The following is a 24,227-nucleotide window of genomic DNA, read 5'->3' on the forward strand; positions in this document are numbered from 1 at the left end:
GAAAAGAAGTCATGCAATTACATAATTTAAAAGATAACTCACAAAAAGTGTCGTTTGTTGAAGCAGTAAAAACAGGACTCGGGCGTAACCAAGGTGTATTTTTTCCTGAATCTTTAGCGCCATTGACTGATGTTGATGCACTGCTTGATATGGATTTTGTTACGCGTAGCGGCAAAATATTATCGCATTTAATTGGTGATGAGTTGCCAAGTGACACCGTTGCCGCCATGGTTAAAAATGCGTTCAACTTTCCAGTTAAGTTAGTCGAGGTAGAGGAAAATATCTATTGTTTGGAGCTGTTTCATGGCCCTACGCTTGCCTTTAAAGATTTTGGTGGGCGCTTTATGGCTGAATGTTTAGCGCAGTTTAACCAAGGCGAGAAGGTTACAATTTTAACCGCAACATCAGGTGATACAGGTGCAGCAGTAGCGCATGCATTTTATAATAAGCCAAATATCGATGTGGTTATTCTTTATCCTAAAGGCAAAATTTCGCTGGCTCAACAAAAGCTATTCACTACTTTAGGCGGTAATATTCATTGTTACGCAGTTGATGGTAGTTTCGATGATTGCCAAGAGCTTGTTAAAAAATCGTTTTTAGATGACGAGGTAAAATCAACACTTGGCCTTAATTCTGCTAACTCAATCAACATAAGTCGATTAGTAGCGCAAGTGTGTTATTACTTTGAAGCAATTGCGCAACTGCCAAAAGAAAAGCGTGCAACAGCACATATTTCTGTACCAAGTGGTAACTTTGGTAATGTATGCGCCGCCATGATTGGTGCTGTAATAGGGTTACCAGTAGGAAAGCTAAGTGCAACTACTAACCAGAATGATACAGTTCCACGTTTTATGCTAGACAAAAACTGGGCACCAAATACAACGCTTGAATCGCTTTCAAATGCGATGGACGTAAGTAAGCCTAACAACTGGCCACGAGTGCAAACTATGTTGGATAATAACTGGTTTAGTTACGACAACTTTTATTCAATTAGTGTTGACGAACAAAACACTCAAACAGTGATGAAAAATATTCATCAAACAGGGTATGTTGCAGAGCCACATACAGCAATTGCATACCAAGGTTTAGTTAATAACCGAGCACCAGGTGCTGCGGGTATCTTTTTAGCAACTGCACATCCGGCTAAATTTAAAGAAAGCGTGGAAGATATATTAAATATCGAGCTTAATATGCCAAAACCACTAAGTGACGCATTGGCTAAACCATGCCTAGCAAGCGATATAAACGCCGATTATGACGCGTTACGCACAGAAATACTGGCTAAGTTAGGTTAAATAAAAAGCAAAAGTTAAAGCGGCTTAGGCCGCTTTTTTTGTATGTTTTAAACCGTGAAACAGCGTTGTCAATTAACTAATTAAATGTAATAAATGAAAAACATTTAAAATAGTTATGTAAGTTATTTAAAAATATCATCTTAAAAGGACTGTGAAATAGTTTCAATCCCTGATTAAATATCCTCAACTTAAGAACGTAGGCAAAGCGCGGTTTTAAGCGTACAATATAGCCTCTAAAAAATACCATACACGTTGCCCAGGAGCCCCCAATGTTAGAACGTAGCATGAATATTTCGGACTTTGATCCAGAGTTATTTGACGCGATGAGTAAAGAAACATCACGTCAAGAAGAGCACATTGAGTTAATTGCATCTGAAAACTACTGTAGCCCACGCGTACTTGAAGCACAGGGTTCTCAACTTACTAACAAATATGCGGAAGGTTATCCTGGCAAGCGTTACTACGGTGGCTGTGAGCATGTAGACGTGGTCGAGCAATTAGCGATTGACCGTGCAAACGAATTATTTGGTACTGATTACGCAAACGTTCAGCCGCATGCTGGCTCGCAAGCAAACGCAGCTGTTTTTCAAGCATTATTAAGCCCGCTAGACACTGTTTTAGGCATGAGCCTAGCGCATGGTGGCCATCTAACTCATGGTTCACACGTTAACTTTTCAGGTAAAACGTACAATGCAATTCAGTACGGCCTAAATGAAGAAACGGGTGAAATTGATTACGCACAAGTTGAAGCGTTAGCACTAGAGCACAAACCAAAAATGATTATTGCAGGTTTTTCTGCTTATTCAGGCATTGTTGATTGGGCTAAGTTCCGTGAAATTGCAGACAAAGTAGATGCTTATTTATTTGTTGATATGGCGCATGTTGCAGGTTTAATTGCGGCGGGTGTTTACCCAAGCCCTGTACCATATGCACATGTTGTTACTACAACAACGCATAAAACATTAGCGGGCCCTCGTGGTGGTTTAATTATTTCTGCATGTGGCGACGAAGCAATCTACAAAAAGCTTAACAGTGCAGTATTCCCTGGTGGCCAAGGTGGTCCTTTATGTCACGTTATTGCTGCAAAAGCAGTGGCATTTAAAGAAGCTCTTCAACCAGAATTTAAAGAATACCAAACACAAGTTGTTAAAAATGCGCAAGCAATGGTTAGCGTGCTACAAGAGCGCGGCTATAAAGTTGTTTCTGGTAAAACAGACAATCACCTATTTTTACTTGATTTAATCGATAAAGATATCACTGGTAAAGATGCTGATGCAGCGCTTGGCAATGCGAATATTACGGTTAACAAAAACTCAGTACCTAATGATCCGCGTTCTCCTTTTGTAACCTCTGGCTTGCGTATTGGTTCTCCTGCAATCACACGTCGTGGTTTTAAAGAGGCAGAATCTAAAGAGCTTGCTGGCTGGATCTGTGATGTACTAGACAATATTGCTGATGAATCTGTACAAGCACAAGTAAAAGAAAAAGTGAAAGCTATTTGTGCAAAACTACCTGTTTACGCTTAACAAAGTAAAACGGTAATTTAGATCACATAAGTAAACATGTTATTATAAAAGCCGCTTTTTAGCGGCTTTTTTGTTTTTAAAACGGATACCTTGATTTATGCATTGCCCATTTTGTACAGCAAAAGACACCAAAGTTATAGATTCGCGCCTTGTTGGCGGTGGTCATCAAGTTCGCCGTCGTCGAGAATGTAACGATTGCCACGAACGTTTTACGACGTTTGAAGGGGCTGAGCTGGTTATGCCCCGTGTTGTTAAACAAGACGGAAGCCGAGAACCCTTTAATGAAGATAAGTTACTTAATGGCTTAAATCGTGCACTTGAAAAGCGCCCTGTTAGCACAGAGCAAGTTGATGAAGTGGTAAATATAATTAAATCACAATTACGTGCAACGGGTGAGCGAGAAATTTCGAGCCATTTGGTGGGAGAATGTATTATGGAGGCGCTTAAAAAACTTGATAAAGTAGCTTATGTAAGGTTTGCGTCTGTGTATCGCTCGTTCGAAGATATACGCGAGTTTGGCGAAGAAATTGCCCGTTTAGGGGAATAATTGTGAGCAGCCAAGTCGTATTTACTGAGCATGATAAACTATATATGGCGCGTGCTATTGAGCTTGCTAAAAAAGGACGATTTACCACAACGCCTAATCCTAATGTTGGCTGTGTACTTGTAAAAGATAATCAAATAATTGGTGAAGGGTTTCATCAATTAGCAGGGCAAGGGCATGCCGAGGTAAATGCCCTTGCTGTGGCCGGTGAAAAAGCAAAGGGTGCAACCGCCTATGTAACACTTGAACCTTGTAGTCATTATGGGCGCACGCCGCCCTGTGCAGAAGGGCTCAAGGCTGCGGGTATTAAAAAGGTGATTGCTGCCATGGTTGATACCAACCCAGAAGTGGCAGGCAAAGGCCTTAAAATACTGAGCGATGCTGGAATAGAAGTCGCTTATGGATTGCTTGAACAACAGGCTCGCGCATTAAATCTTGGTTTTTTTAAGCGAATGGAGCAAGGGCTTCCTTACGTAACCTGCAAATTAGCAGCCAGTATAGACGGTAAAACAGCGCTAAAAAATGGAAAAAGTAAGTGGATCACAGGTCCTGCTGCACGAAAAGATGTGCAGCTATACCGCGCTCAAAGCTGTGCCATTTTAACGGGGGCCGATACGGTTCTTGTTGATGATGCAAAACTCAATGTTCGGCAAAGCGAATTACCGTATTCATTACCGACCAACTTACCGCTTCGCCAGCCAGTGCGTGTTATAATAGACTCGCAAAATAGGTTAACACCCAACCTTGCGCTATTTAAAATAGCGCACCCAGTAATAATTTTTACCACCGAGGTTGATAAATCGACTCTGTGGCCGCATTTTGTTAAGCACATAGCGGTGCGTGAGCAACAGGGTAAGGTTGATTTAACCGATGTATTACAAACACTCGCTAAGCATCAATTTAATAATATATGGCTTGAGGCTGGGGCAACCCTTGCGGGGAAAATGACCGAGCTTGATTTAATTGACGAGTATGTTTTTTATATCGCACCAAAACTGATGGGCTATGATGCTAAAAGTTTAGTAAACTTCCCTGAATTGACGAGTATGCAAGATACTATCGATTTATCCTTTAATGAGTGTGTGCGTGTTGGTGACGATTTGCGTATCAATGCGTTAAAAAAGCACTCACTAAAATCACTTAACAAAGAAGAGTAGCGCTATGTTTACTGGGATAATAGAAGCCACAGGCAAAATTGCTTTATTACAAAAAAAACAAGGCGACTTAGCCATTCGCATTCAAAGCGCCGACCTTGATATGAGTGACGTGAAGCTGGGCGATAGTATTGCAACAAATGGTGTATGTTTAACCGTAGTTGATAAACATATTGATGGCTTTAGTGCTGATTTATCTAACGAAACAATTCATTTAACTGGTTTTGCGCATTATTCAATAGGGCAAACGGTTAACCTTGAAAAAGCCATGCAACCGGTTTCGCGTTTAGGTGGGCATTTAGTGTCTGGTCATGTTGATGGTATTGCAACCATTGCTGCAATTACACCAAATGCGAGAGCGACTGAATATTGGCTTACAACCGATGAAAGTTTAATGAAATACATACCTTACAAAGGATCGGTATGTATTGATGGTATAAGCCTGACAGTTAACGCTGTAGAGGGTAATAAATTTAAATTAACAATTGTGCCGCACACCAGTGGTCAAACAACGATTGCCGACTTTAAAGTCGGCACCCAAGTTAATTTAGAGGTCGATCAAATTGCACGTTATTTAGAGCGTCTTATTAAAGGCGCTGAGCAGCCAACCGGCGCAGACATATCAATGAGCTTACTCGCAAAAGCGGGCTTTATTAAATAACGAAACTGACAACTTACACGAGCGAATTTATGAATTTACACAGCGCACAAGAAATTATAGACGACATTAAAGCCGGTAAAATGGTCATTTTAATGGACGACGAAGACAGAGAGAATGAAGGTGATTTAATTATTGCTGCCGAGCATATCAGTGCAGAGGCAATTAATTTTATGGCCACTCATGGCCGCGGTTTAATTTGTTTAACGATGACACAAGAGCGTTGTGAACAACTTGATTTGCCTCTAATGGTTAAAAATAACGGTGCTGCGTTTTCAACTAACTTTACAATGTCGATAGAAGCGTCAAAAGGCGTAACTACAGGTATATCTGCAGCAGATAGGGCACGCACAGTACAAGCTGCAATTGCTAAAGGTGCTGTCCCTGGCGATATAGTACAGCCGGGTCATATTTTCCCAATTATGGCGCAGCCAGGCGGGGTGTTAACACGCGCAGGTCATACAGAAGCAGGGTGTGATTTAGCGCGATTAGCGGGCCTTGAAGCGTCTTCTGTTATTGTTGAAATTTTAAATGCAGATGGCACTATGGCGCGTCGCCCTGATTTAGAAATTTTTGCCAAAGAGCACGATATAAAAATAGGCACTATTGCTGATTTAATTGAATACCGTAATTTAAACGAAACCACAATTGAAAAAGTAGCTAAGTGTAAGTTACCGACAGAGCATGGTGAGTTTGATTTAGTAACTTATAAAGATACGATCGACGGTCAGTTACATTACGTACTACTCAAAGGTGAAATTAAAGCGCAAGAACCAACGTTGGTACGTGTGCATTTGCAAAGTACGTTTAACGATATCTTACTTTCTGATCGAAGTGCGGATAGAAGCTGGGGCTTATCTGATGCAATGGCATACATTGCTAAAAACGAGGGTGTGCTCGTTATTTTGGGTAAGCAGGAAAGTACTGAAGAGCTTGAAGCAACAGTAAAAGCATTTGCAGCTGCAGACGCGGGTGAAAATGTTACACCGCGTAAATTTCAAGGAACATCTCGTACCGTTGGTGTAGGCTCACAAATTCTTGCAGACTTAGGTATAGAGCAAATGCGCTTAATGAGCAGACCAAAAAAATACCATGCACTTTCGGGGTTTCACTTAGAAGTTGTTGATTACATTGAGCCATAATAGGCAAACGCTTAAACTAGGCTATTTCATTATTATTATGGTATGATGCGCAGCAATTTTTGCGCAATCGCAACCGCTTGAACTTATTTTTAGGGTTATCGAATGAAAATTATTGAAGGTAATAAGTACGCTCCGGGCAAAAAATTTGCCATTGTCATCTCTCGTTTTAATGACTTTATTGGTAGTAGCCTGCTTGAAGGCGCCGTTGATGAGCTAAAACGTACTGGTGGTGTATCTGATGACGATATTACTGTTATTTATGTACCGGGTGCAGTTGAATTACCTTTAGCGGCAAAACGCGTTGCGGCAAAAAAAGAGTATGATGCAATCATCGCTTTAGGCGTAGTGATCAGAGGTGGTACACCACACTTTGACCTAGTTGCTGGCGAATCAAACAAAGGTCTTGCGCAAGTATCACTAGAGTATGATATACCGGTTGCATTTGGCGTATTAACTACTGAAAGCATCGAGCAAGCTATTGAGCGTGCAGGCACCAAAATGGGTAATAAAGGCGGCGAAGCTGCTTTAGGTGCGCTTGAAATGGTTAATGTGTTAGATAAAATTTAAGTTTAAGGAATTTTTGTGAAACCAGCAGCAAGGCGTAAAGCACGTATCTTAGCACTTCAAGCCGTTTATTCTTGGCAGTTAAGCGGCAATGCAATTGCCGATATCGAACAACAAATGTTGATCGAGAACGACGTTACTAAAATTGATGTTGAATACTTTAAAGATTTAGCCTCAGGTGTGGCTGTTAATTATAAGCAACTTGATGAAGCAGTATCACCTCATTTAACACGTCCGTTTGATGACTTAGATATGGTTGAGCGAGCAATTTTACGTTTAAGCAGCTACGAACTTAAGTTTCGTGAAGATGTACCTTATAAAGTTGCTATCAACGAAGGTATTGAGCTGGCCAAAATATTTGGCGCAGAAGACAGCCATAAATTTGTAAACGGTGTACTTGATAAAGCGGTAAAGCATTTACGCAAGTAGTAGTACTTTCTCTGGTTAAATAATCAGAAGATTACTTTATATAACCGTTAAAAGGAGAGCCGGCATAGGTCGGCTTTTTTGTGTATGAAGGAATTTGAATTAATTAACCGCTACTTTAAAGGTCGCGGTATTTCTCGTCGTGATGTTAACCTAGGCATAGGTGATGATTGCGCGCTTGTCACTGTTCCACAAAACTGCCAACTTGCAGTCACAACTGATACGTTAGTAGAAGGCGTGCACTTTTTTGAAGATATTTCTCCTCGCGCTTTAGGGCACAGGGCACTCGCTGTAAACCTCAGTGATTTAGCCGCAATGGGGGCTGAGCCTACGTGGGTATCTGTTGCATTAACATTACCAACTATAGATTCACAGTGGATTGCAGAGTTTACTGAAGGCATGCATGAAATTGCAGAATACTTTAATGTACAAATTATTGGGGGTGATACCACGCAGGGACCACTTACCATTACTATTTGTGCAAAAGGTACCGTGCCTGAAGGTAAGGCGTTACGAAGAAGTGGTGCAAAGGTAGGTGATTGGATTTATGTTACAGGTCCTTTAGGGGATGCTGGGCTTGCTATTGAATCCCGTAAGCAAGACTTTAATATAACCCCAACACATTTAGAGTACCTGAATAAGCGTTTTGATTACCCAACACCGCGAGTGGCTGCTGGGCAAGTGCTTAGAGGGCTTGCAACATCTGCGATTGATGTATCAGATGGCTTACTTGCTGATTTAACACATATTCTTGAAATGTCGCAAGTTAATGCAGAAATAAATATTGAAAGTATCCCTACCTCAGAGGCAATGAAAGCAAGCCTAGATTTTAATAAGCAATTACCGTTTATTTTGGGTTACGGCGATGACTACGAATTAATTTTTACTGTTCCAGATAACAACAAAGGTATGCTTGATTTAAAGTTAAACCAGTATGGTGTTGATATTACCTGCATTGGGCAGATAAAAAGTGGAGACGGTAAGATTGAGCTTTTACACAATGGTGAAATGTTTAGCTTTGAGCAGTATGGCTTTGAGCATTTTACAAAGGAGCAGGTTTGAATAAAAACCGATTATTTAATTTAAAACGCCCGCACCAGTTTTTTGGTTTAGGGTTTGGTACTGGTCTTGCCCCTAAAGCACCAGGCACATTTGGTACGTTTGCTGCGTTGCCATTTATATTTATAACCATGCATTATCCAATATGGTTGCAAATAGTGTTTGCTGTTGTGATCAGTGTGTTTGGTATATGGGCATGTGGTAAAACAGCCGACGATTTGGGTGTGCATGATCATCCCGCTATTGTATGGGATGAAGTCGCTGGCTACTACATCACCATGATAGGTGCAGCATTGAATTGGCAAACTTTATTAGTTGGCTTTTTACTGTTCCGCTTTTTTGATATAGCAAAACCGGGCCCGATTCGAATGCTTGATAAGCGCGTGCATGGTGGTTTTGGTATTATGGCAGATGACGTGCTAGCGGGTATTTTTTCATTGATTTGTTTGCAAGCATTAATAAAAGCAGGTTTACTACCGTTTTAATGTTTATATTTTATTAGTTTAACTAGGTGGCAGCGTATGATGCGATTTTTACTGGTGTGTGTACTTATATTGTGTGCAATGCCAAGTGGGGCTTCGATTACGGATTATGTCGTTAAACAATGGAATATTAAAGATGGTTTGCCATCGCAATCGCTAAAAAGCGTAGTGCAAGATCAGCAAGGCTACATATGGCTTGGAACGCAGTTTGGGTTAAGCCGCTTCGATGGTAATACGTTCACAAACTACAACACCCAAAATAGTTCTTTTTTACCGAGTAATGGCATTAATAAGCTTTTAATCGATTCGAACGGATTGCTGTGGGTGGGTACCAAAAGTGGGTTAGTTGTAATAAACCCAGCTACTTTTTCAGCACAAGCATTTAATATTAAAGGCCCTGTTAGAGATATTTTAGAAGATTCTAAAGGGGGCACGTGGATTGCCGCCAATGGGTTATATTATGTTGACCGTGGCCAAGTTAATTTACGTGGTCAATACAGTGGGACTTTGTCTACTGCAAATGCAACCGTTATAACTCAAATAGTCGGCTCAGTAAGCCAAATGGCACTTTCGCCGGAAGGCATTTGGCTTGTTAATGATCGTCACTTATTACGCTTAACTAAAAACTCCTCTGATTTTGCTAAGCTGCGTTTAGAGCTGACTGCAAAAATTTCTTTGCCCGAGCGTTTAGCTCAAACTATTGTTCATGATCTTGCTTTTTTAAATGGTAATTTATATTTAGCCTCAGAGCTTGGCGCTTATTTTTTAGATTTAGACGATGAGCTAAGGCCTTTCCCATTACCTAATGCGAACAATTCTGCAGTATACAAATTTATGAGTGACAGCGATGGCGGCTTATGGATTTCTACATACGGGCGTTTATTGTTTAGAGATAAAGCGAGTCAATGGCAATGGGTAGAGCCTAGCCAGTTAGATCAAAGTATTTGGTTTGCTGATATTTTTAGAGATGATAAAAATAATATTTGGTTAGCCAGTTTTAGCGAAGGCCTATGGCTTGCTCACGAAGGGCGGGTCGAAAGACACGCGGCGGTTTCAAAAATGACCGAAGCTGTTATGGCGCTTAGCCAAGCGCCCGATGGCAAGTTATGGGTGGCCAATAAAAGTGGTGTTGGTTATTTTGATTTAAATAAAAGTTATATTAATTTAATTCCAAGCAGCCAATATGGCCGTGCTTCAGTACATGATTTGCAGTTTGATGGCGACCGCTTATACATTGCCACAGGGCGAGGTTTATTCGTTTACGAGAACGACACACTGTTTACTGTACCCGGGCGTGCACTGCGTGATAACCCCGTGTTTGCAATTAGTCGTTCAAGTAAAGGCGGGTTTTGGATAGGCACAGGCCGAGGTTTATATAGGCTTAATTTTGCAGGTTTAACTCCTTTTGCTTACAACGCGTTTTTAGGCAGTAAATTTATAACTTACGTGTTGGACAAAGAAAACTTTGGTGTTATTGGGACGAGTAAAGGCGCTTACTATTTTACTGACCGTGGTATTGAAAAAGTAGGGGATCAAACTTCGCTTGAAAGTGCATATATCACTAGTGTTTTGCATATTGATGGCGTGGGTATTTTAATTGGTTCGCTTAATGATGGATTGTTTTACCGCAGTGCGCAGGGTCAATGGCGACAGCTTGATGCGGCAAATGGCTTGCCGTATGGTTCTATATTTAGCTTAGAATACGACGAAAAATTAAATAATGTTTGGGTAAGCACCATGAAAGGGGTTTACAGAATGCCAGCAGGGCAGTTTAAAACAGATATTCAAAGCTTAAAAGTAGAAGAGGTGATTTCGTCATTCGACCGACAGCTTGATGGCAAAGCAAACCAATGTTGTAGTGGATTGGGTCATGATGCGGTAGTCAGTATGGGTAACTCAATGTGGTATCCAAGCTTGCAGGGTGTTGTAGAAATACCTAAAAACGTAGAGTTGTTTGGTGTACTGTCGTTAAAGCCGACCATTGAAACAATTAACACACCTGAGCGAAGCCTCACAACAGCAGCATTGGGTAATAAGCCAACTCTTGAAACCGACGAACGAGATATAACGCTTACTTATACGGCTATCGATTACTACGCGCCTAATAGTATTGAATTTAGATATAAACTAAGTGGCTTAGATAGTGATTGGCGTTATGCAAATACTCGTCGTGAGGCTATTTATACTAACTTACCAGCAGGGGCATTTTTGTTTCAGTTAGAGGCAAAACGTCAAGGTGAAGATTGGTCAAAGGCACAAGATGTAGAGTATGGCTTTATTGTGCCTGAGCGTTTTGATGAAACAATTTATTTTAGGTTGCTGATCACAAGTGGCTTTATTTTACTCCTTTATTTAGTATTTTGGGTGCTTAAGGCGCAAGAGCGCAGAAAACAAAAAGTGCTTGAAGGTTTAATTACAGAGCGGACTTTAGAGCTGCGCCAAGCAAATGATAAATTAGGGCAAGTTAATTCACAGCTTAAGCTCGTTAGTCACTCAGATGAGCTAACAGGCTTGCGTAGCCGTCGCTTTTTGTTTGATCAGCTACCAAAAGACATTGAACACTTTCAACGTAATTCGCAATCATTGCAGGCGCAGGGTAAATCACTGGTGCTTGTAATAATAAATTTTGATAACTTTAGCCGTATAAATGATGCATTTGGTCCAATTGCAGGTGATAGCTGCTTGCAGCAAATGGCAGCTCTACTAAACTCGCGTACCCAAGGCTCTGATTATGTAGCGCGTTGGAGTGGTGATGAATTTTTACTGCTATTACGTGACTTTAAATGCAATAAAATAGACAGTTACGCGTCAGAACTTTGTAAAGCGATTGCAGAGTATTCATTCCAACTACCTAACGGTAATATGACAAATATAACAGCCTCAATTGGGTGGTCTTTCTATCCATTACCATTACTCGGTGGTCAGGTAATTGGTTGGGAAACCTCTATTAATTTAGCTGATATTTCACTTCATCAAGTTAAAAAGCGCGGTGGTGATGGCGTAGCCCATATTACTTTTGACGAGCAGCTAGATGCTTTTGAATTTGAGCAAAACTCTAATGTAGAGCAGCAGCTGAGTATGCTACAGCGAAATGGTTTGGCCGATATAAAAGTGTGGATGCGATAATACCTGACCAACATTGTTGATCAGGTATGGTGAGGTTAACTCTATTGATTAAGCCAAGCTGGTAATATTGCAACTGACTCAGGTGCCGTAAATGCAGTGCTCGCATCGGCGCTAATGTCGCCTCCGGCACTGTTTAAAATATTGTTAAAACGCATAACCACATTATTTGATTTTTCAGCTACGTATAAATCTGTCCCGGTATACATAATATCGACAGGGTTGCCCAGTAGGGTATTTGGACCGCTAATAGTGGTGCTTATGTTTACCAAACCCGACGCCATTGCTACGTTATTCAACACGTATATTTTGCCATCATCGGCAATTGCTGCGCTACCAACATCAGAGAGAATTAACGAGCCGCTTAGCGAGTCGTAGTCGATGCCATGTATATTGCTTGGCGCTTCTATTGCGGCTCCAGCATTTGCAGGTGTTATAAGCCTATCTTCAACGGCAATATTAGTATTACCAGCCATTAGCTTGCTTTTGACTTCGTCGAATACAGCAACGGTTCCATTTGTTAGTGCTACAAAAGCACGGTCAGTGCTTGCATCGTAATCAACATCCCAAGGGCGAGCGCCGTTTGCAAAAGTAAGTGTCATCAAAGGGGACGCATCCCCTGTAGTACACGTTGAAAATATTGAAATGCTCGGCGTATCTGCATTATTTTCTGCAACTAAAATCATACCGCTATCAGAAGCAACATCAAGACCTTTAGGAGATATAAGGCCTGTGTTCGCTCCAGTAATAATACTATCTTGGCTTGTATTATACGTTTGTCCATCTCGGTTTATTGCCACTTTATTTGAAATAACAATACCACCAATAGAAGTTGCACTGTTATCGAACGTTGTGTAACTGTTTCCCGCTTTGTCGAAGGTCGTGCTTTCTATAGTTTGACTCGCGTTATAATTGCCAATTTCAGTATTAAGTTGTGAATTTAATCGACTAATTTGCCCAGTTGTTTCACCTGCACTACCTGGGTTACTGCTTACAGCGACCCCTAAAAGCCCCATATTAGCAGTATCACTATCTGAAATGTCAGCCCTCTCATTTGGCATGCCCAGTTTAGTAATTGACTCAGGTTTAATCGTTGAGGTGACTAAATCAGGAGTAATATCGCCGCTTTCACCTGAAAATATATTGCTAAAGACAAGAACAGCGTCATTTGATTTTTCGGCTACACGCAAATCACTACCTTCAAGGCTAATATCAACGGGGTTACCAAGCATTGTTGCTGGGCCGGCAATACTTCGTGCAACGCTTACTAAACCCTCTGCGGTTGATGCATTATTGATTACAAATAACGATCCATCGGTTGCATCTGAGGCACTACCTACATCAGACAAAACAAGTTTATTAGTACTTGGGTCATAAACAATACCGTGGATATTTACAGATATTTGCGTACCATCATTATTGGCAGGGGTAATTGTGCGGCTTGGCATTGCGGCAAATTCACTATTAACAAAATTATCGTAAACGGCTACATCACCATTTGTAAGTGCTACATAAAGGCGGTCATTAGTTTCATCATAATCAACATCCCATGGTGCAGCCTCTGTAATGGTTATACCTAAAGGAGCTGCATTGCCGGCTGCTGTAGCACCAAAAGTCGTTACCTGCATTGCGCCAAAGTCAGCAATAAAAATAAGACCACTCTTTTGTGCTGTAGCAATTCCCTTAGGGTTTACTAGCGTTGTGTTAGCACCTGTTATTTCGCGATCTGTATTTGCAGCATAGCTGGCGCCGTCAGCACGGTTAGCAAGCTGACAGATAGTTTTAATACTGCCATTTTCATTGTCGCTTGCTTGTAATAAGTTACCTAGGCTATCAAAAGCGACGCCTTCGTTAGCTGTTGTATTAAAGGTTTTTAATTTAGAAGCACTTTGGTTAATTAAGTCAATGGTACCCGCGTTGGTTTCTCCATTGTTAGCCAAAATAAATGTTGCAGCTGCAAAACCTGGGTTGCCATTTTTACCGTCGGAACCATTTTGTCCATCAGTGCCTGCAATACCATCTACGCCGTTTTTACCATCGTCTGAGCTACAACCTGTAATGCCGATTAATACTGCAAGTGTTAAAGCTGAAAAGCTAAGTTTTTGTTTCAATGTGTTTTTTTGTGCAGAGTGAGTTGTTAAATTAACGTTATTCATCATTTTTACCTTTTAAATATTCCATCAAATTTAGGTAAATAAAGTCTTGCTCGTAAAGCGTATACTAAGCAGCACTGATTATTTACATGTTAACCTCACTGCAATAACGGTTAAAAAGTTAAATTGGATGCAAAAAATAATAATAAAAACGAAAAAGGAGCCAATAGGCTCCTTTCTTTAAACAATTAGAATAATTAACTAAGCGGTAAATGACCTAATTGAACTTAAAATACCTTGCTGGCCTAAGCCCATTTCATCGTGCATTTCGTCTTGCGTGCCGTGCTTAATAAACTCATCAGGAATACCTAAGTTAAGTATTTTAACATTGGCCTGTTGGCTAGCTAAGTATTCGTTAACCGCAGAGCCTGCGCCTCCGGCAATGGCATTATCTTCAAGAGTAACTATGGTATCGTGATTTTTAATAATGTCGTTTAGCAGTGAAGTATCAAGCGGCTTTATAAAGCGCATATTAACAAGTGTTGCATTAAGTTCAGTTGCAGCAAGTTGTGCATTTTCAAGTAATGTTCCAAATGACAAAATGGCAATTTTTGAACCTTGTTTTACTGTATTTGCTTTACCAATTTCGAAAAGTTGCATATCGCTTTGAATCTCTGCCGTACCTGCACTTCCGCGAGGGTAACGAACAGCAACCGGACAATTAGCTTTGTAACCGGTGTATAACATTTGGCGGCATTCGTTAGTATCGCTAGGTGCCATAATAACCATATTAGGAATACAACGCATAAAACTTAGGTCGTATGCGCCTTGATGTGTTTCGCCATCGGCACCCACAATACCTGCTCGGTCTATGGCAAATAATACGGGTAAGTTTTGCAATGCAACATCGTGAATTAATTGATCGTACGCGCGTTGTAAAAAGCTGGAATATATAGCAACAACAGGCTTTAAGCCTTCACAAGCAAACCCCGCAGCTAGGGTGACGGCATGTTGTTCAGCAATTGCTACGTCAAAATACTTATCAGCATGCTCTTTTGAAAAGCGCACCATGCCCGAACCTTCACGCATAGCCGGTGTAATAGCCATTAATTTGTCGTCTTGCTCTGCCATGTCGCATAACCAGTCGCCAAATACTTTTGAAAAAGTAGGTGCGCCTGGTTTTGATTTTGGTAGACTTGATGTGCTTGGGTCAAATTTAGGTACGCCGTGATAGCCAATTGGATCTGCTTCAGCTGGCTTGTAACCTTTACCTTTTTGCGTTTTTATATGAAGAAGTTGTGGGCCTTTTAAATTACGCATATTGCGTAATGTATCAACCAGCATATTTACATCGTGCCCATCAATTGGGCCAATATAATTTAAGCCAAGTTCTTCAAAAAACGTACCTGGTATAACCATGCCTTTAAGGTGCTCTTCCATTCTGCTGGCAAGCTCTTTAACAGGCGGTACGCCAGACAGTAGTTTTTTACTCCCTTCGCGAATATTGGTGTAAAAGCTACCAGATAAAATACGTGCAAAATGATTGGTTAATGCGCCAACGTTTTCAGAAATCGACATTTCATTATCATTTAAAATAATAAGCATGTCTGATTTTACATCACCTAAGTGATTCATTGCTTCAAACGCCATGCCCGCAGTAATAGCGCCATCACCAATAACAGCGACAGTTTTGCGGCCAGCGCCTTCTTTTTGCGCCGCAATTGACATGCCTAATGCTGCAGAAATTGAAGTGCTTGAATGACCAACGCTAAATGTGTCGTAGTCACTTTCATCTCTAAACGGGAATGGGTGAAGGCCATCTTTTTGACGAATGGTGTGCATTAAATCACGCCGACCCGTTAAGATTTTATGCGGATAGGCTTGATGCCCAACATCCCATACTACACGATCTTCTGGTGTGTTATACACGTAATGAAGTGCAACTGTAAGCTCAACCGTGCCTAAACCAGACGCTAAATGACCGCTACTTTGCGATACAGAGTTAAGTAAATACTCACGTAGTTCATTGCTAAACTCGGGAAGTTTATTCTGCGCTAAGTCTCGTAATTGAGCTGGTTTGTCAACCAAGTTAAGTAATGGATACTTGCTACTATCAAGTGTCATGGCTTTTTTATATCCTTCGAGCACATTCGTTTTCAACTAGGAATGAATAACGAATGTTAAGTAATAATGTCAGTGCTATTTGCAATACGCTTAAGCTGCGACTAATGGTCACGTTCAATAAGGTAATTTGCTAGCGACGCAAGAAGCGTTGTATCTGCATCAATAAGTGCTAACGCTTCGTGGGCTTGTGTTATTAAATTTTGCGCCTTTTCTTTAGCGCCTAGCATACCTAATAACGCTGGGTATGTCGCTTTATTCGCTTCTATATCTGAGCCTTGTGGTTTACCTAATATATTGGTGTCACCTTCCACGTCTAAAATATCGTCGTGTACTTGAAATGCCAGCCCTATAGCATACCCAAAAATACTCAAGTTATCTAAAGTTTGTTCATCTGCGTTTTCACTGCACAGCGCACCTAATGTTATAGCACAGTTAATTAGTGCACCGGTTTTTAACTTGTGAATGCGTTCAAGTTCTTGTACCGAAACAACTGTGTCAGTTGCGGCAATGTCTAAGCCTTGCCCCGCAACCATACCTTCAATACCTGATGCATGTGCAAGAGCAGCAATCATTTTTACTTGCGATTGCGCTGAGCAATTAAAGTTGTGTGTGGCTATAAGTTCAAAGGCGAGAGTTTGCAATGCATCACCGGCTAAAATAGCTTGTGCTTCGCCATACACAATATGACAAGTAGGGTAGCCGCGGCGTAAATCATCATCATCCATAGCGGGCAGATCGTCATGTACTAAGGAGTAACTGTGAATGCATTCTATGGCTGCAGCTAAAATGTCTAAGTCACTTTTTTTAGCACCGAGCATTTCACCAACAGCGTAAACCAAAAAAGGGCGTAGCCTTTTACCACCATTAAATAAACTGTAATGAGTGGCTTCTTTTATGGTTTTATCGCTATCGAGCGGCTGTTCAAAGTAGCGGTTGAGTGTAGTGGCTACATCTATCTGAGCACGTTCAATATAGTCTTTTATGCTCACAACTATTCCATATCGTTATTAAAGTTTGTAAGTGCTGACTTTTCGCTATTGCCCATTAAAATAGATACTTTTTGTTCTGCTTGCTGTAGTTTTTCAGATGACGCTCCAGCGAGCGCGATACCACGCTCGAACTGCTTCAATGATTGTTCAAGCGATAAATCACCTTGTTCCATTTCACTAACAATTGTTGATAATTCTTCTAGTGCTTTTTCGAAACTTAAGTTTTCAGGTTTTTTAGTCGCCATCTTTATTTCAGCTTACATAATAAATTTAGGAGCCAATTTTAGGGGGAATGCTAAACTAGGTCAAAGGATGATATGAGTTTTTTACATTTAGGGCGATTAATGGCGTGTTATTTATCAAGAAAACTCGATAATTAGGCTGTGTGCCTAACTTGATATAAAATAATAAATATAACTTTATATGTTTATTTACAAAAACGACTTAAGCAATTCAGTATGTTGCCGATAAGCAGTTAATAATAAAAAGTTTATGATAAGGCATTTAAACATGAAATCTCTGGAGGAAATGTGGATTTAGCAACCATAATAGGGATCCTAGGCGCAATTGGCTTAATCGTCATGTCTATGTTTATGAGTAGTAGCGGTGAAATGGGCATGTTTGCCGATGCACCTTCAAGTGTAATTGTATTTGGTGGCTCGCTATTTATTGTTTTATCAAACTTCACTATGTCTCAATTTTTAGGGATAGGTAAAGTGGTTGGTAAGGCATTCATGTTTAAAATTGAATCGCCTGAAGAGTTAATTGAAAAAGCAGTAGAGCTTGCAGATTCTGCTCGTAAAGGTGGTTTTTTAGCACTCGAAGAAGCTGAAATTCCAAACCCATTTATGCGTAAAGGCGTTGACATGCTTGTTGATGGGCATGACGCTGACGTTGTGCGCGCCACACTTCAAAAAGATATTTCCCTAACCACCACCCGTCATGAGCTCGGTGCTGGCTTATTTAAAGCACTTGCCGATATAGCTCCAGCAATGGGGATGATTGGTACATTGATAGGCCTAGTTGCCATGTTATCAAACATGGACGACCCTAAAGCTATCGGGCCTGCAATGGCCGTGGCACTATTGACCACTCTGTACGGTGCGTTTTTAGCAAACGTTGTAGCAATTCCAATACAGGTAAAACTCGAGCTGCGTAAAGACGAAGAGGCAATGAATCAGCGTTTAATTCTTGATGCTATTTTAGGGATTCAAGATGGTCAAAATCCGAAAGTGATAGAAGGTATTTTGAAAAATTACTTAGCTGAGTCTAAACGTAAAGTTGATACCGAGGAGTAGCCATGTCTGATGAAGAGTGCAAATGTCCCCCCCCAGGTTTGCCTGCGTGGATGGGAACATTTGCTGATTTAATGTCGTTGTTGATGTGCTTTTTTGTACTATTATTGGCATTTTCAGAAATGGATGTACTTAAATTTAAACAAATAGCAGGCTCTATGAAGTTTGCTTTTGGTGTACAAAATAAAATTGAAGTTAAAGATATCCCAAAAGGGACATCAGTTATCGCCATGGAATTCACCCCAGGTAAACCAGAACCTACACCAATAGAAACCATTCAGCAGCAAACCGTTGAAATGACCCAGCAAATGCTAGAGTTTCAGGCCGGCGATGAAAGTTCTGCTGGCGGTAGACAAGAGCAGCGGGGTGATAAGCGCGGTGGTGAGTCTCGAAGCACATCGCAAGAACAATCATCTGAACAAGCAACATCTGCAGCAGATCAAGAACAAACAAATGAACTCGTTAAAAAAATAGCGCAGCAGTTAGAGAAGCAAATAATAGATGGTGCAATAGAGCTTGAGTCTTTAGGTCAGCAAATTATTATTCGTATTCGTGAGAATGGTTCGTTTCCTTCGGGCAGTGCTTTTTTACAGCCTAAGTTTAAACCCATTATTCAGGATATTGGTGTGCTTTTAAAAGACGTGCCAGGGGAAATTACTGTTTCAGGGCATACAGATGATTTCCAGGTATCGAATGAGTTATACGTTAATAACTGGGATTTGTCGTCTAAGCGCGCAGTGGCCGTTGCCAGCGAATTACAAACAGTTCAAGGATTTGATAAAACACGAATGATGGTCGTTGGCCGTGCGGAAACAAGGCCGCTAGTTCCTAACGATACCAATGAAGACAGACGCCGTAATCGCCGAGTTGAAATATCTATATTACAAGGCAAGGCAAAAGAATCTGATCCTATTGATGTAAGATAACTCTTTTAATTATAAAGCTGGGCTTAATTAGCAGCCCAGCTTATAAGCTTTACGAGTCACTACCACTTGATACTCATTAATGCAGACAATTCATTAAAAACTCTCCCTCTTTGAAATTGCTATGCTAGACTACTGTTTATATAACCAGTTGTAGGCGAGTGTATGAAACTCTACATTGCAGAAAAACCTTCACTTGGACGTGCAATCGCTGATGCACTCCCAAAACCACACAAAAAACACGATGGTTACATTGAGGTCGCTAATGGTGACTGTGTTTCGTGGTGTATTGGTCATTTGTTAGAACAAGCTGAGCCTGATGATTACGATGAGCGCTATAAAAAATGGCAATTAGAACACCTCCCGATAATACCTGAACAATGGCAGTTAAAGGCTAAAACAAAAACTCGCAAGCAGCTTAGCGTCTTAAAAAAGTTAATTAAACAGGCTACAACACTTATACATGCCGGTGACCCCGATCGTGAAGGGCAGTTACTTGTAGATGAAGTGATAGAACAAGCCAAAATAAGTAAAACTAAAAAGCAAAGTATTCAGCGTCTACTTATAAGTGATTTAAACTTAGCGGCAGTTAAAAAAGCGCTTAATTGTATGCGCTCTAATCGGGAATTTATTCCACTGAGTGTATCAGCACTTGCACGTTCCCGTGCTGATTGGCTTTTTGGAATGAATCTCACTCGGGCCTATACATTAGCAGGGCAAAAAGCTGGGTTTGGTAATGTGCTATCAGTTGGGCGCGTCCAAACTCCTATCTTAGGTTTAGTGGTTAACCGCGATAACGAAATAGTTAATTTTGTATCAAAACCATTTTATGAGGTATTAGCTAGTTTAGTTACTCCTGAACAGCAGCTATTTACAGCCAAGTGGGTACCGAGTAAAGCTTGCGAACCTTATCAAGATAAAGAAGGGCGAGTGCTAAATAAAGCATTAGCCGAAAATGTGGCTTCGCGTATAACTAATCAAAAAGGAGAGGTAACAGCGCTTGAACAAAAACAAAAAAAACAAAGTGCACCTTTGCCTTATAACCTATCCGCACTACAAATAGATGCAGCTAAAGCATTTGGCATGCCTGCCCAGCAAGTGCTTGATATTTGCCAAGGATTATATGAACGTCACAAATTAATTACTTATCCTCGTTCAGACAATCGGTATTTACCAAAAGATCATCACCAAGATGCCGCCGCTATCTTTAAAGCGATAGCACAGAACAAAGGACAGCCAGTAGAATTAGTCGATGGAGCAAACGTAAAGCATAAGAGTAAATGTTTTAATGATTCTAAAGTGGCTGCTCACCACGCTATAGTACCGACGGCTAAACTTTTAAAAAGCGCATACTTGGCAAATGATGAAGCGAAAGTATACCAGTTAATATGTAGGCATTATTTAATACAGTTTTACCCAGATTATGTTTATAACGAAACTAAAGCAGAGGTAACAATTGCTGGTGGTTTATTTAAAGCCAACGCTAAACAAGAAGTCAGCTTAGGTTTTAAAGTGTTAATGGGTAAATCAGAATTAAAAGAAGAGGCAACGTTGCCTTATCTTGAAAAAGGGATGAACCTGAAATGTACTCAAGGAAGTGTAATAGAAAAGCACACTTCGCCCCCAGCTCATTTTACTGATGCAACATTGTTGGCTGCGATGACGGGGATTAGCCGTTATGTAAAAGATCCACATATCAAAAAAATATTAAAAGAGACCGATGGTTTAGGTACTGAAGCTACTCGAGCAGGCATTATAGAGTTGTTATTTAAACGGCGCTTTTTAAAGCGTGAAGGCAAAACAATTAAAGCTACAGAGACAGGTCTTGCATTAATTAGTTTTTTGCCTGAAGGTTTAGCAAGTCCTGACTTAACGGCAAAATGGGAGTCAAGCCTGGGTGATATTGCACAACAATCCTTGAGTTATCAGCAGTTTTTACAACCTCTACTTGCTGATCTTACTAATTTTGTGGATCAGGCCGCTAACTGTGACAGCCGGGTATTTGCCAAGCTACCTAAAACGCCTGCCAAAAAGCGCTTTGCAAAGCGCGCTAAAAAGCACCTTTTAAAAAATCAGGCTACAAAAAAAGCCCTGTAACAAATTAACCGCAGGGCTTGTTGGTTTATAAGTCATTCACTTTTATTAAATAACGCAACCGCAGCGTTACTCATGGCTTTAATTCCAGTAGGAAGCGCCACTTTATAATCAGGTGCAAATTTACTTGAGTGCAATGATGGAAGTGTTTCGTTGTTTTTTATTGCTTTTTCGTATTGCTGTTGATTAACGCCGCCTAGCCAAAATAATGTTATAGGGATGTTCTGGTCAGTACGGCCATAAAGGCCAAAGTCCTCTCCTGCCATTACTGCTTGTGTTTCAAGTACGTTTGTATCGCCTATGGCATTTTTAATAGCACCTCGTACTATATTAGTTTGTGAAGGGTTGTTATAAGTCGATGGAATTGATTCATCTTCATGAACTACAACAGCAGGATAGTCAGGCTCTTCAAGCCCTGCACTTTGAGCAATTCCTCGGGTTATTCGTTTAATTGCAGCAATTTGCGCATTACGTACATCTGGGTTGTAGCTTCGCAGTGTAAGTTGTAGTTTCACTTCATCAGAAATAACATTATGTTTAGAACCACCATGTATAGAGCCAACTGTTATAACGGATGGTTCAAGAGGAGAAAGCTCGCGACTTGTAATCGTTTGCAAAGCCAGTACTGTATGAGCAGCTATAACTACCGGGTCAATAGTGGTGTGAGGGTATGCACCATGGCCGCCTTTACCTTTTATATTTATATCAACGGAATCCACACTTGCCATGGTATATTCGTTTTTCATGGTAACTTTACCAGCTGGCACGCTAGCACTTACATGTAGGGCAATAATGTGGTCAGGCTTGGCATATTTACTAAATAACCCCTCACTGAGCATTGCTTTAGCTCCGCCTCCAACCTCTTCTGCAGGTTGTGCAACCATCATTAGTGTACCTTTCCATTTACTTTTATGTGCAATGAGTTGCTCAGAAGTACCTATAAACGAGCTCATATGAATGTCATGACCACAACCATGCATAACGCCAACGTTTGCACCATGCTCGTCAATTACTTTTACAGTTGAAGCGTAGGGTTTATTTGTTTGCTCGGTAATAGGTAAACCGTCCGTATCAGTGCGTATCATAACTGTTGGGCCATTGCCATTTTTGTAAATACCAACAACGCCATATCCACCTACATTATCTGTAACCTCGAATCCGAGCTTACTAAGCTTGCCGGCTATTTTTTTACCTGTGTTCTTTTCGCTGTATGAGAGTTCCGGCGATTGATGTAAATCGAGGTAAAACTTTTCAATACTAGGCATTGTTTTGCTTAGGTCTAAGTCGAGCCCTTTAGCCTGTAAAAGCGGGGCTGCAAATAAAAGCGCAGCGCTAAGGTAAGATAGTTTCATGATTTGCCTCATTAATTGATTATGTACGCCGAGTGATTTAGTTATACGACTTGTATTTATTATGTTTATCACCATATAAAACCTTAAATAGATCAGTATGGCAATCAATTCAATGAGCAATATAGTAAGTATTAATGCACAAAACCTTCAGCAAGTCCTTGGAGAAACATCACAACAAAAATTAGTATTACTTAACTTTTTCTCACCTCAAAGTCCTGATTGTATCGGGCAGGCTGCAATTTTAGATAAAATAGCGGCTGAATATACAAGCCATATAGTAATAGCGAATTTAGATTGTGATGCAGAGCAAGCGTTAGCTTCACAATTAGCACAACAAGTTGGCTTACAAACATTGCCAACACTTGTGCTTTTAAAAGACTCAGCCCCTGTAGATTTGCTTGCCGGTACTCAAACTGAATCACAAATACGCGAAGCCTTATCTAAACATCTACCCGCTCAACAGGATTTATTATTAGAGCAAGCTAAACAGGCTTTATTGAAGTCTGACCTTAATGCAGCGTTTAATTATGCAAAGCAAGCATACGAAATAGATAATACTAATGTACGTATTAAATTAGTGCTTGCAGATATTTGTATTCAAATTCACAAATTAGATGAGGCTCAAGCCTTAATAGAAACAATTGACTCGCAAGATCAAGATGCATACTTTAATAACATCAAATCAAAGTGCGAAGCAGCACTAGATGCAAAAGACTCACCAGAGATACAACTAAAGCAGCAGCAAGTAGATAAGTACCCAAACGATCTCGAACTTAAGGAAGAACTCAGTACTTTATTGAATGAAGCAGGAAGAAAAGAAGAAGCACTAGAGCTACTATTTACCGTATTACAAAAGGACCTTAATTATAATGAAGCTAAACCAAGCTTTTTAGCCATTATAGCTTCGTTACCAGATGGAGATGCACTCGCAGCTAAATACCGTAGAAAGCTATACAGCATTTTATATTAAAAGCCGATTCTAAGTACGGCTAGATAGAAGCACCTTTACAAGAGGTGCTTTTTTATTGGTAGTTATTAATTGGCAAGCAGGGAGTTTATGCCGAAAAAGCAAAGTTATGCACAGGGTTTTGTGGGTAACTTGTGTTTAGGGTGTGCGCTTGCTTGGGGTGTAATTTAAATCACTTTTTTAGTAAAAAAAGGCTTGCGTTAAATTCGCGGCTCCCTATAATGCGACCCCACTGAGACGGCAGAGCAGGCAACGCTTAGCGAGCCAAGCAAACCACTTAGTGAGTCGAGTAAAACTTAGGTTTAGATTTTTATAAAGTTTAAAATTAAGTGTTGACAAAAACACAGGAAAGCGTAAGATTCGCTTCCCTTGAGTCGCTAAGGCAACTCAAACGTTCTTTAACAATATAAAGCAATC

19 protein-coding genes and 1 pseudogene are annotated in these 24,227 nt (G+C 40.5%); 15 read left to right on the forward strand and 5 right to left on the reverse strand.

Annotated features, from left to right (window positions below; genetic code table 11):
* Window positions 1–11: 11 nt before the first annotated feature.
* The 11 genes from thrC to ATS71_RS07490 all read left to right on the forward strand — a co-directional run bounded on the left by thrC (window position 12) and on the right by ATS71_RS07490 (window position 11,976).
* Window positions 12–1,295, forward strand: coding sequence for a threonine synthase (gene thrC, locus ATS71_RS07440; RefSeq protein ID WP_058404257.1), 1,284 nt, complete (start codon window positions 12–14; stop codon window positions 1,293–1,295).
* Between the two features lie 269 nt (window positions 1,296–1,564).
* Window positions 1,565–2,821, forward strand: a complete 1,257-nt coding sequence (gene glyA, locus ATS71_RS07445) for a serine hydroxymethyltransferase (RefSeq protein WP_058404258.1) — start codon at window positions 1,565–1,567, stop codon at window positions 2,819–2,821.
* 97 nt (window positions 2,822–2,918) lie between these two features.
* Window positions 2,919–3,368 (forward strand): transcriptional regulator NrdR, encoded by a 450-nt coding sequence (gene nrdR / locus ATS71_RS07450; protein ID WP_006794272.1) that lies wholly within the window; start codon window positions 2,919–2,921, stop codon window positions 3,366–3,368.
* A gap of 2 nt (window positions 3,369–3,370) precedes the next feature.
* Window positions 3,371–4,522, forward strand: a complete 1,152-nt coding sequence (gene ribD / locus ATS71_RS07455; protein ID WP_058404259.1) for a bifunctional diaminohydroxyphosphoribosylaminopyrimidine deaminase/5-amino-6-(5-phosphoribosylamino)uracil reductase RibD — start codon at window positions 3,371–3,373, stop codon at window positions 4,520–4,522.
* Between the two features lie 4 nt (window positions 4,523–4,526).
* A complete protein-coding gene (locus ATS71_RS07460; protein WP_058404260.1) occupies window positions 4,527–5,180 on the forward strand; it encodes a riboflavin synthase in 654 nt (217 codons plus the stop codon).
* 29 nt (window positions 5,181–5,209) lie between these two features.
* On the forward strand, window positions 5,210–6,319 hold the full coding sequence (ribBA, locus tag ATS71_RS07465) for a bifunctional 3,4-dihydroxy-2-butanone-4-phosphate synthase/GTP cyclohydrolase II (protein ID WP_058404261.1): 1,110 nt from the start codon (window positions 5,210–5,212) through the stop codon (window positions 6,317–6,319).
* Window positions 6,320–6,421: 102 nt separating this feature from the next.
* Window positions 6,422–6,886, forward strand: a complete 465-nt coding sequence (ribH, locus tag ATS71_RS07470) for a 6,7-dimethyl-8-ribityllumazine synthase (protein ID WP_006794268.1) — start codon at window positions 6,422–6,424, stop codon at window positions 6,884–6,886.
* A gap of 15 nt (window positions 6,887–6,901) precedes the next feature.
* Window positions 6,902–7,312 (forward strand): transcription antitermination factor NusB, encoded by a 411-nt coding sequence (gene nusB / locus ATS71_RS07475; protein WP_058404262.1) that lies wholly within the window; start codon window positions 6,902–6,904, stop codon window positions 7,310–7,312.
* An 84-nt stretch (window positions 7,313–7,396) separates the two neighbouring features.
* The gene (thiL, locus tag ATS71_RS07480) at window positions 7,397–8,371 is read left to right on the forward strand and encodes a thiamine-phosphate kinase (protein WP_058404263.1); all 975 of its coding nucleotides are present in this window, start codon (window positions 7,397–7,399) and stop codon (window positions 8,369–8,371) included.
* On the forward strand, window positions 8,368–8,853 hold the full coding sequence (locus tag ATS71_RS07485; RefSeq protein ID WP_006794265.1) for a phosphatidylglycerophosphatase A family protein: 486 nt from the start codon (window positions 8,368–8,370) through the stop codon (window positions 8,851–8,853). Before thiL ends, ATS71_RS07485 begins: the two co-directional genes overlap by 4 nt.
* A gap of 36 nt (window positions 8,854–8,889) precedes the next feature.
* Window positions 8,890–11,976 carry a ligand-binding sensor domain-containing diguanylate cyclase gene (locus ATS71_RS07490; protein WP_058404264.1) on the forward strand — a complete coding sequence of 1,029 codons (3,087 nt, stop codon included), beginning with the start codon at window positions 8,890–8,892 and terminating at the stop codon, window positions 11,974–11,976.
* 41 nt (window positions 11,977–12,017) lie between these two features.
* Here ATS71_RS07490 and ATS71_RS07495 read toward each other — a convergent pair whose 3' ends face one another.
* The 4 genes from ATS71_RS07495 to ATS71_RS07510 all read right to left on the reverse strand — a co-directional run bounded on the left by ATS71_RS07495 (window position 12,018) and on the right by ATS71_RS07510 (window position 17,424).
* A complete protein-coding gene (locus ATS71_RS07495) occupies window positions 12,018–14,129 on the reverse strand; it encodes a hypothetical protein (RefSeq protein WP_058404265.1) in 2,112 nt (703 codons plus the stop codon).
* A gap of 198 nt (window positions 14,130–14,327) precedes the next feature.
* Window positions 14,328–16,190, reverse strand: a complete 1,863-nt coding sequence (gene dxs / locus ATS71_RS07500; RefSeq protein WP_058404266.1) for a 1-deoxy-D-xylulose-5-phosphate synthase — start codon at window positions 16,188–16,190, stop codon at window positions 14,328–14,330.
* Between the two features lie 101 nt (window positions 16,191–16,291).
* Window positions 16,292–17,179: a (2E,6E)-farnesyl diphosphate synthase gene (gene ispA, locus ATS71_RS07505; protein WP_058404267.1), complete on the reverse strand. Its 888-nt coding sequence runs from the start codon at window positions 17,177–17,179 to the stop codon at window positions 16,292–16,294.
* Between the two features lie 2 nt (window positions 17,180–17,181).
* Entirely contained in the window at window positions 17,182–17,424 is a 243-nt protein-coding gene (locus tag ATS71_RS07510) for an exodeoxyribonuclease VII small subunit (protein WP_006794260.1), read from the reverse strand.
* Window positions 17,425–17,709: 285 nt separating this feature from the next.
* Here ATS71_RS07510 and pomA point away from each other — a divergent pair, with 285 nt between their 5' ends.
* The 3 genes and pseudogenes from pomA to ATS71_RS07525 all read left to right on the forward strand — a co-directional run bounded on the left by pomA (window position 17,710) and on the right by ATS71_RS07525 (window position 21,502).
* Complete coding sequence (gene pomA, locus ATS71_RS07515; protein ID WP_008132143.1) at window positions 17,710–18,477, forward strand: flagellar motor protein PomA; 768 nt, start codon at window positions 17,710–17,712, stop codon at window positions 18,475–18,477.
* A gap of 2 nt (window positions 18,478–18,479) precedes the next feature.
* Window positions 18,480–19,400, forward strand: coding sequence for a flagellar motor protein MotB (locus ATS71_RS07520; protein ID WP_058404268.1), 921 nt, complete (start codon window positions 18,480–18,482; stop codon window positions 19,398–19,400).
* Between the two features lie 162 nt (window positions 19,401–19,562).
* Window positions 19,563–21,502, forward strand: a pseudogene (locus ATS71_RS07525) (DNA topoisomerase III).
* Between the two features lie 24 nt (window positions 21,503–21,526).
* Here ATS71_RS07525 and ATS71_RS07530 read toward each other — a convergent pair.
* Complete coding sequence (locus tag ATS71_RS07530; protein ID WP_058404270.1) at window positions 21,527–22,843, reverse strand: M20 metallopeptidase family protein; 1,317 nt, start codon at window positions 22,841–22,843, stop codon at window positions 21,527–21,529.
* 112 nt (window positions 22,844–22,955) lie between these two features.
* Between ATS71_RS07530 and ATS71_RS07535 the strand changes: the two genes are divergently transcribed.
* Complete coding sequence (locus tag ATS71_RS07535; protein WP_058404271.1) at window positions 22,956–23,813, forward strand: tetratricopeptide repeat protein; 858 nt, start codon at window positions 22,956–22,958, stop codon at window positions 23,811–23,813.
* The last annotated feature ends 414 nt before the right edge of the window (window positions 23,814–24,227 follow it).

It is taken from the genome of Pseudoalteromonas sp. H71 (genome assembly GCF_001468485.1).
Lineage (GTDB): Bacteria > Pseudomonadota > Gammaproteobacteria > Enterobacterales > Alteromonadaceae > Pseudoalteromonas.

Coding starts and splice junctions, on each gene's coding strand:
- thrC (WP_058404257.1), top strand. CDS start 12: ATGCAATTACATAATTTAAAAGATAACTCACAAAAAGTGTCGTTTGTT.
- glyA (WP_058404258.1), top strand. CDS start 1,565: ATGTTAGAACGTAGCATGAATATTTCGGACTTTGATCCAGAGTTATTT.
- nrdR (WP_006794272.1), top strand. CDS start 2,919: ATGCATTGCCCATTTTGTACAGCAAAAGACACCAAAGTTATAGATTCG.
- ATS71_RS07460 (WP_058404260.1), top strand. CDS start 4,527: ATGTTTACTGGGATAATAGAAGCCACAGGCAAAATTGCTTTATTACAA.
- ribBA (WP_058404261.1), top strand. CDS start 5,210: ATGAATTTACACAGCGCACAAGAAATTATAGACGACATTAAAGCCGGT.
- ribH (WP_006794268.1), top strand. CDS start 6,422: ATGAAAATTATTGAAGGTAATAAGTACGCTCCGGGCAAAAAATTTGCC.
- thiL (WP_058404263.1), top strand. CDS start 7,397: ATGAAGGAATTTGAATTAATTAACCGCTACTTTAAAGGTCGCGGTATT.
- ATS71_RS07490 (WP_058404264.1), top strand. CDS start 8,890: ATGATGCGATTTTTACTGGTGTGTGTACTTATATTGTGTGCAATGCCA.
- ATS71_RS07495 (WP_058404265.1), bottom strand. CDS start 14,129: ATGAATAACGTTAATTTAACAACTCACTCTGCACAAAAAAACACATTG.
- dxs (WP_058404266.1), bottom strand. CDS start 16,190: ATGACACTTGATAGTAGCAAGTATCCATTACTTAACTTGGTTGACAAA.
- ATS71_RS07510 (WP_006794260.1), bottom strand. CDS start 17,424: ATGGCGACTAAAAAACCTGAAAACTTAAGTTTCGAAAAAGCACTAGAA.
- ATS71_RS07520 (WP_058404268.1), top strand. CDS start 18,480: ATGTCTGATGAAGAGTGCAAATGTCCCCCCCCAGGTTTGCCTGCGTGG.
- ATS71_RS07530 (WP_058404270.1), bottom strand. CDS start 22,843: ATGAAACTATCTTACCTTAGCGCTGCGCTTTTATTTGCAGCCCCGCTT.
- ATS71_RS07535 (WP_058404271.1), top strand. CDS start 22,956: ATGAGCAATATAGTAAGTATTAATGCACAAAACCTTCAGCAAGTCCTT.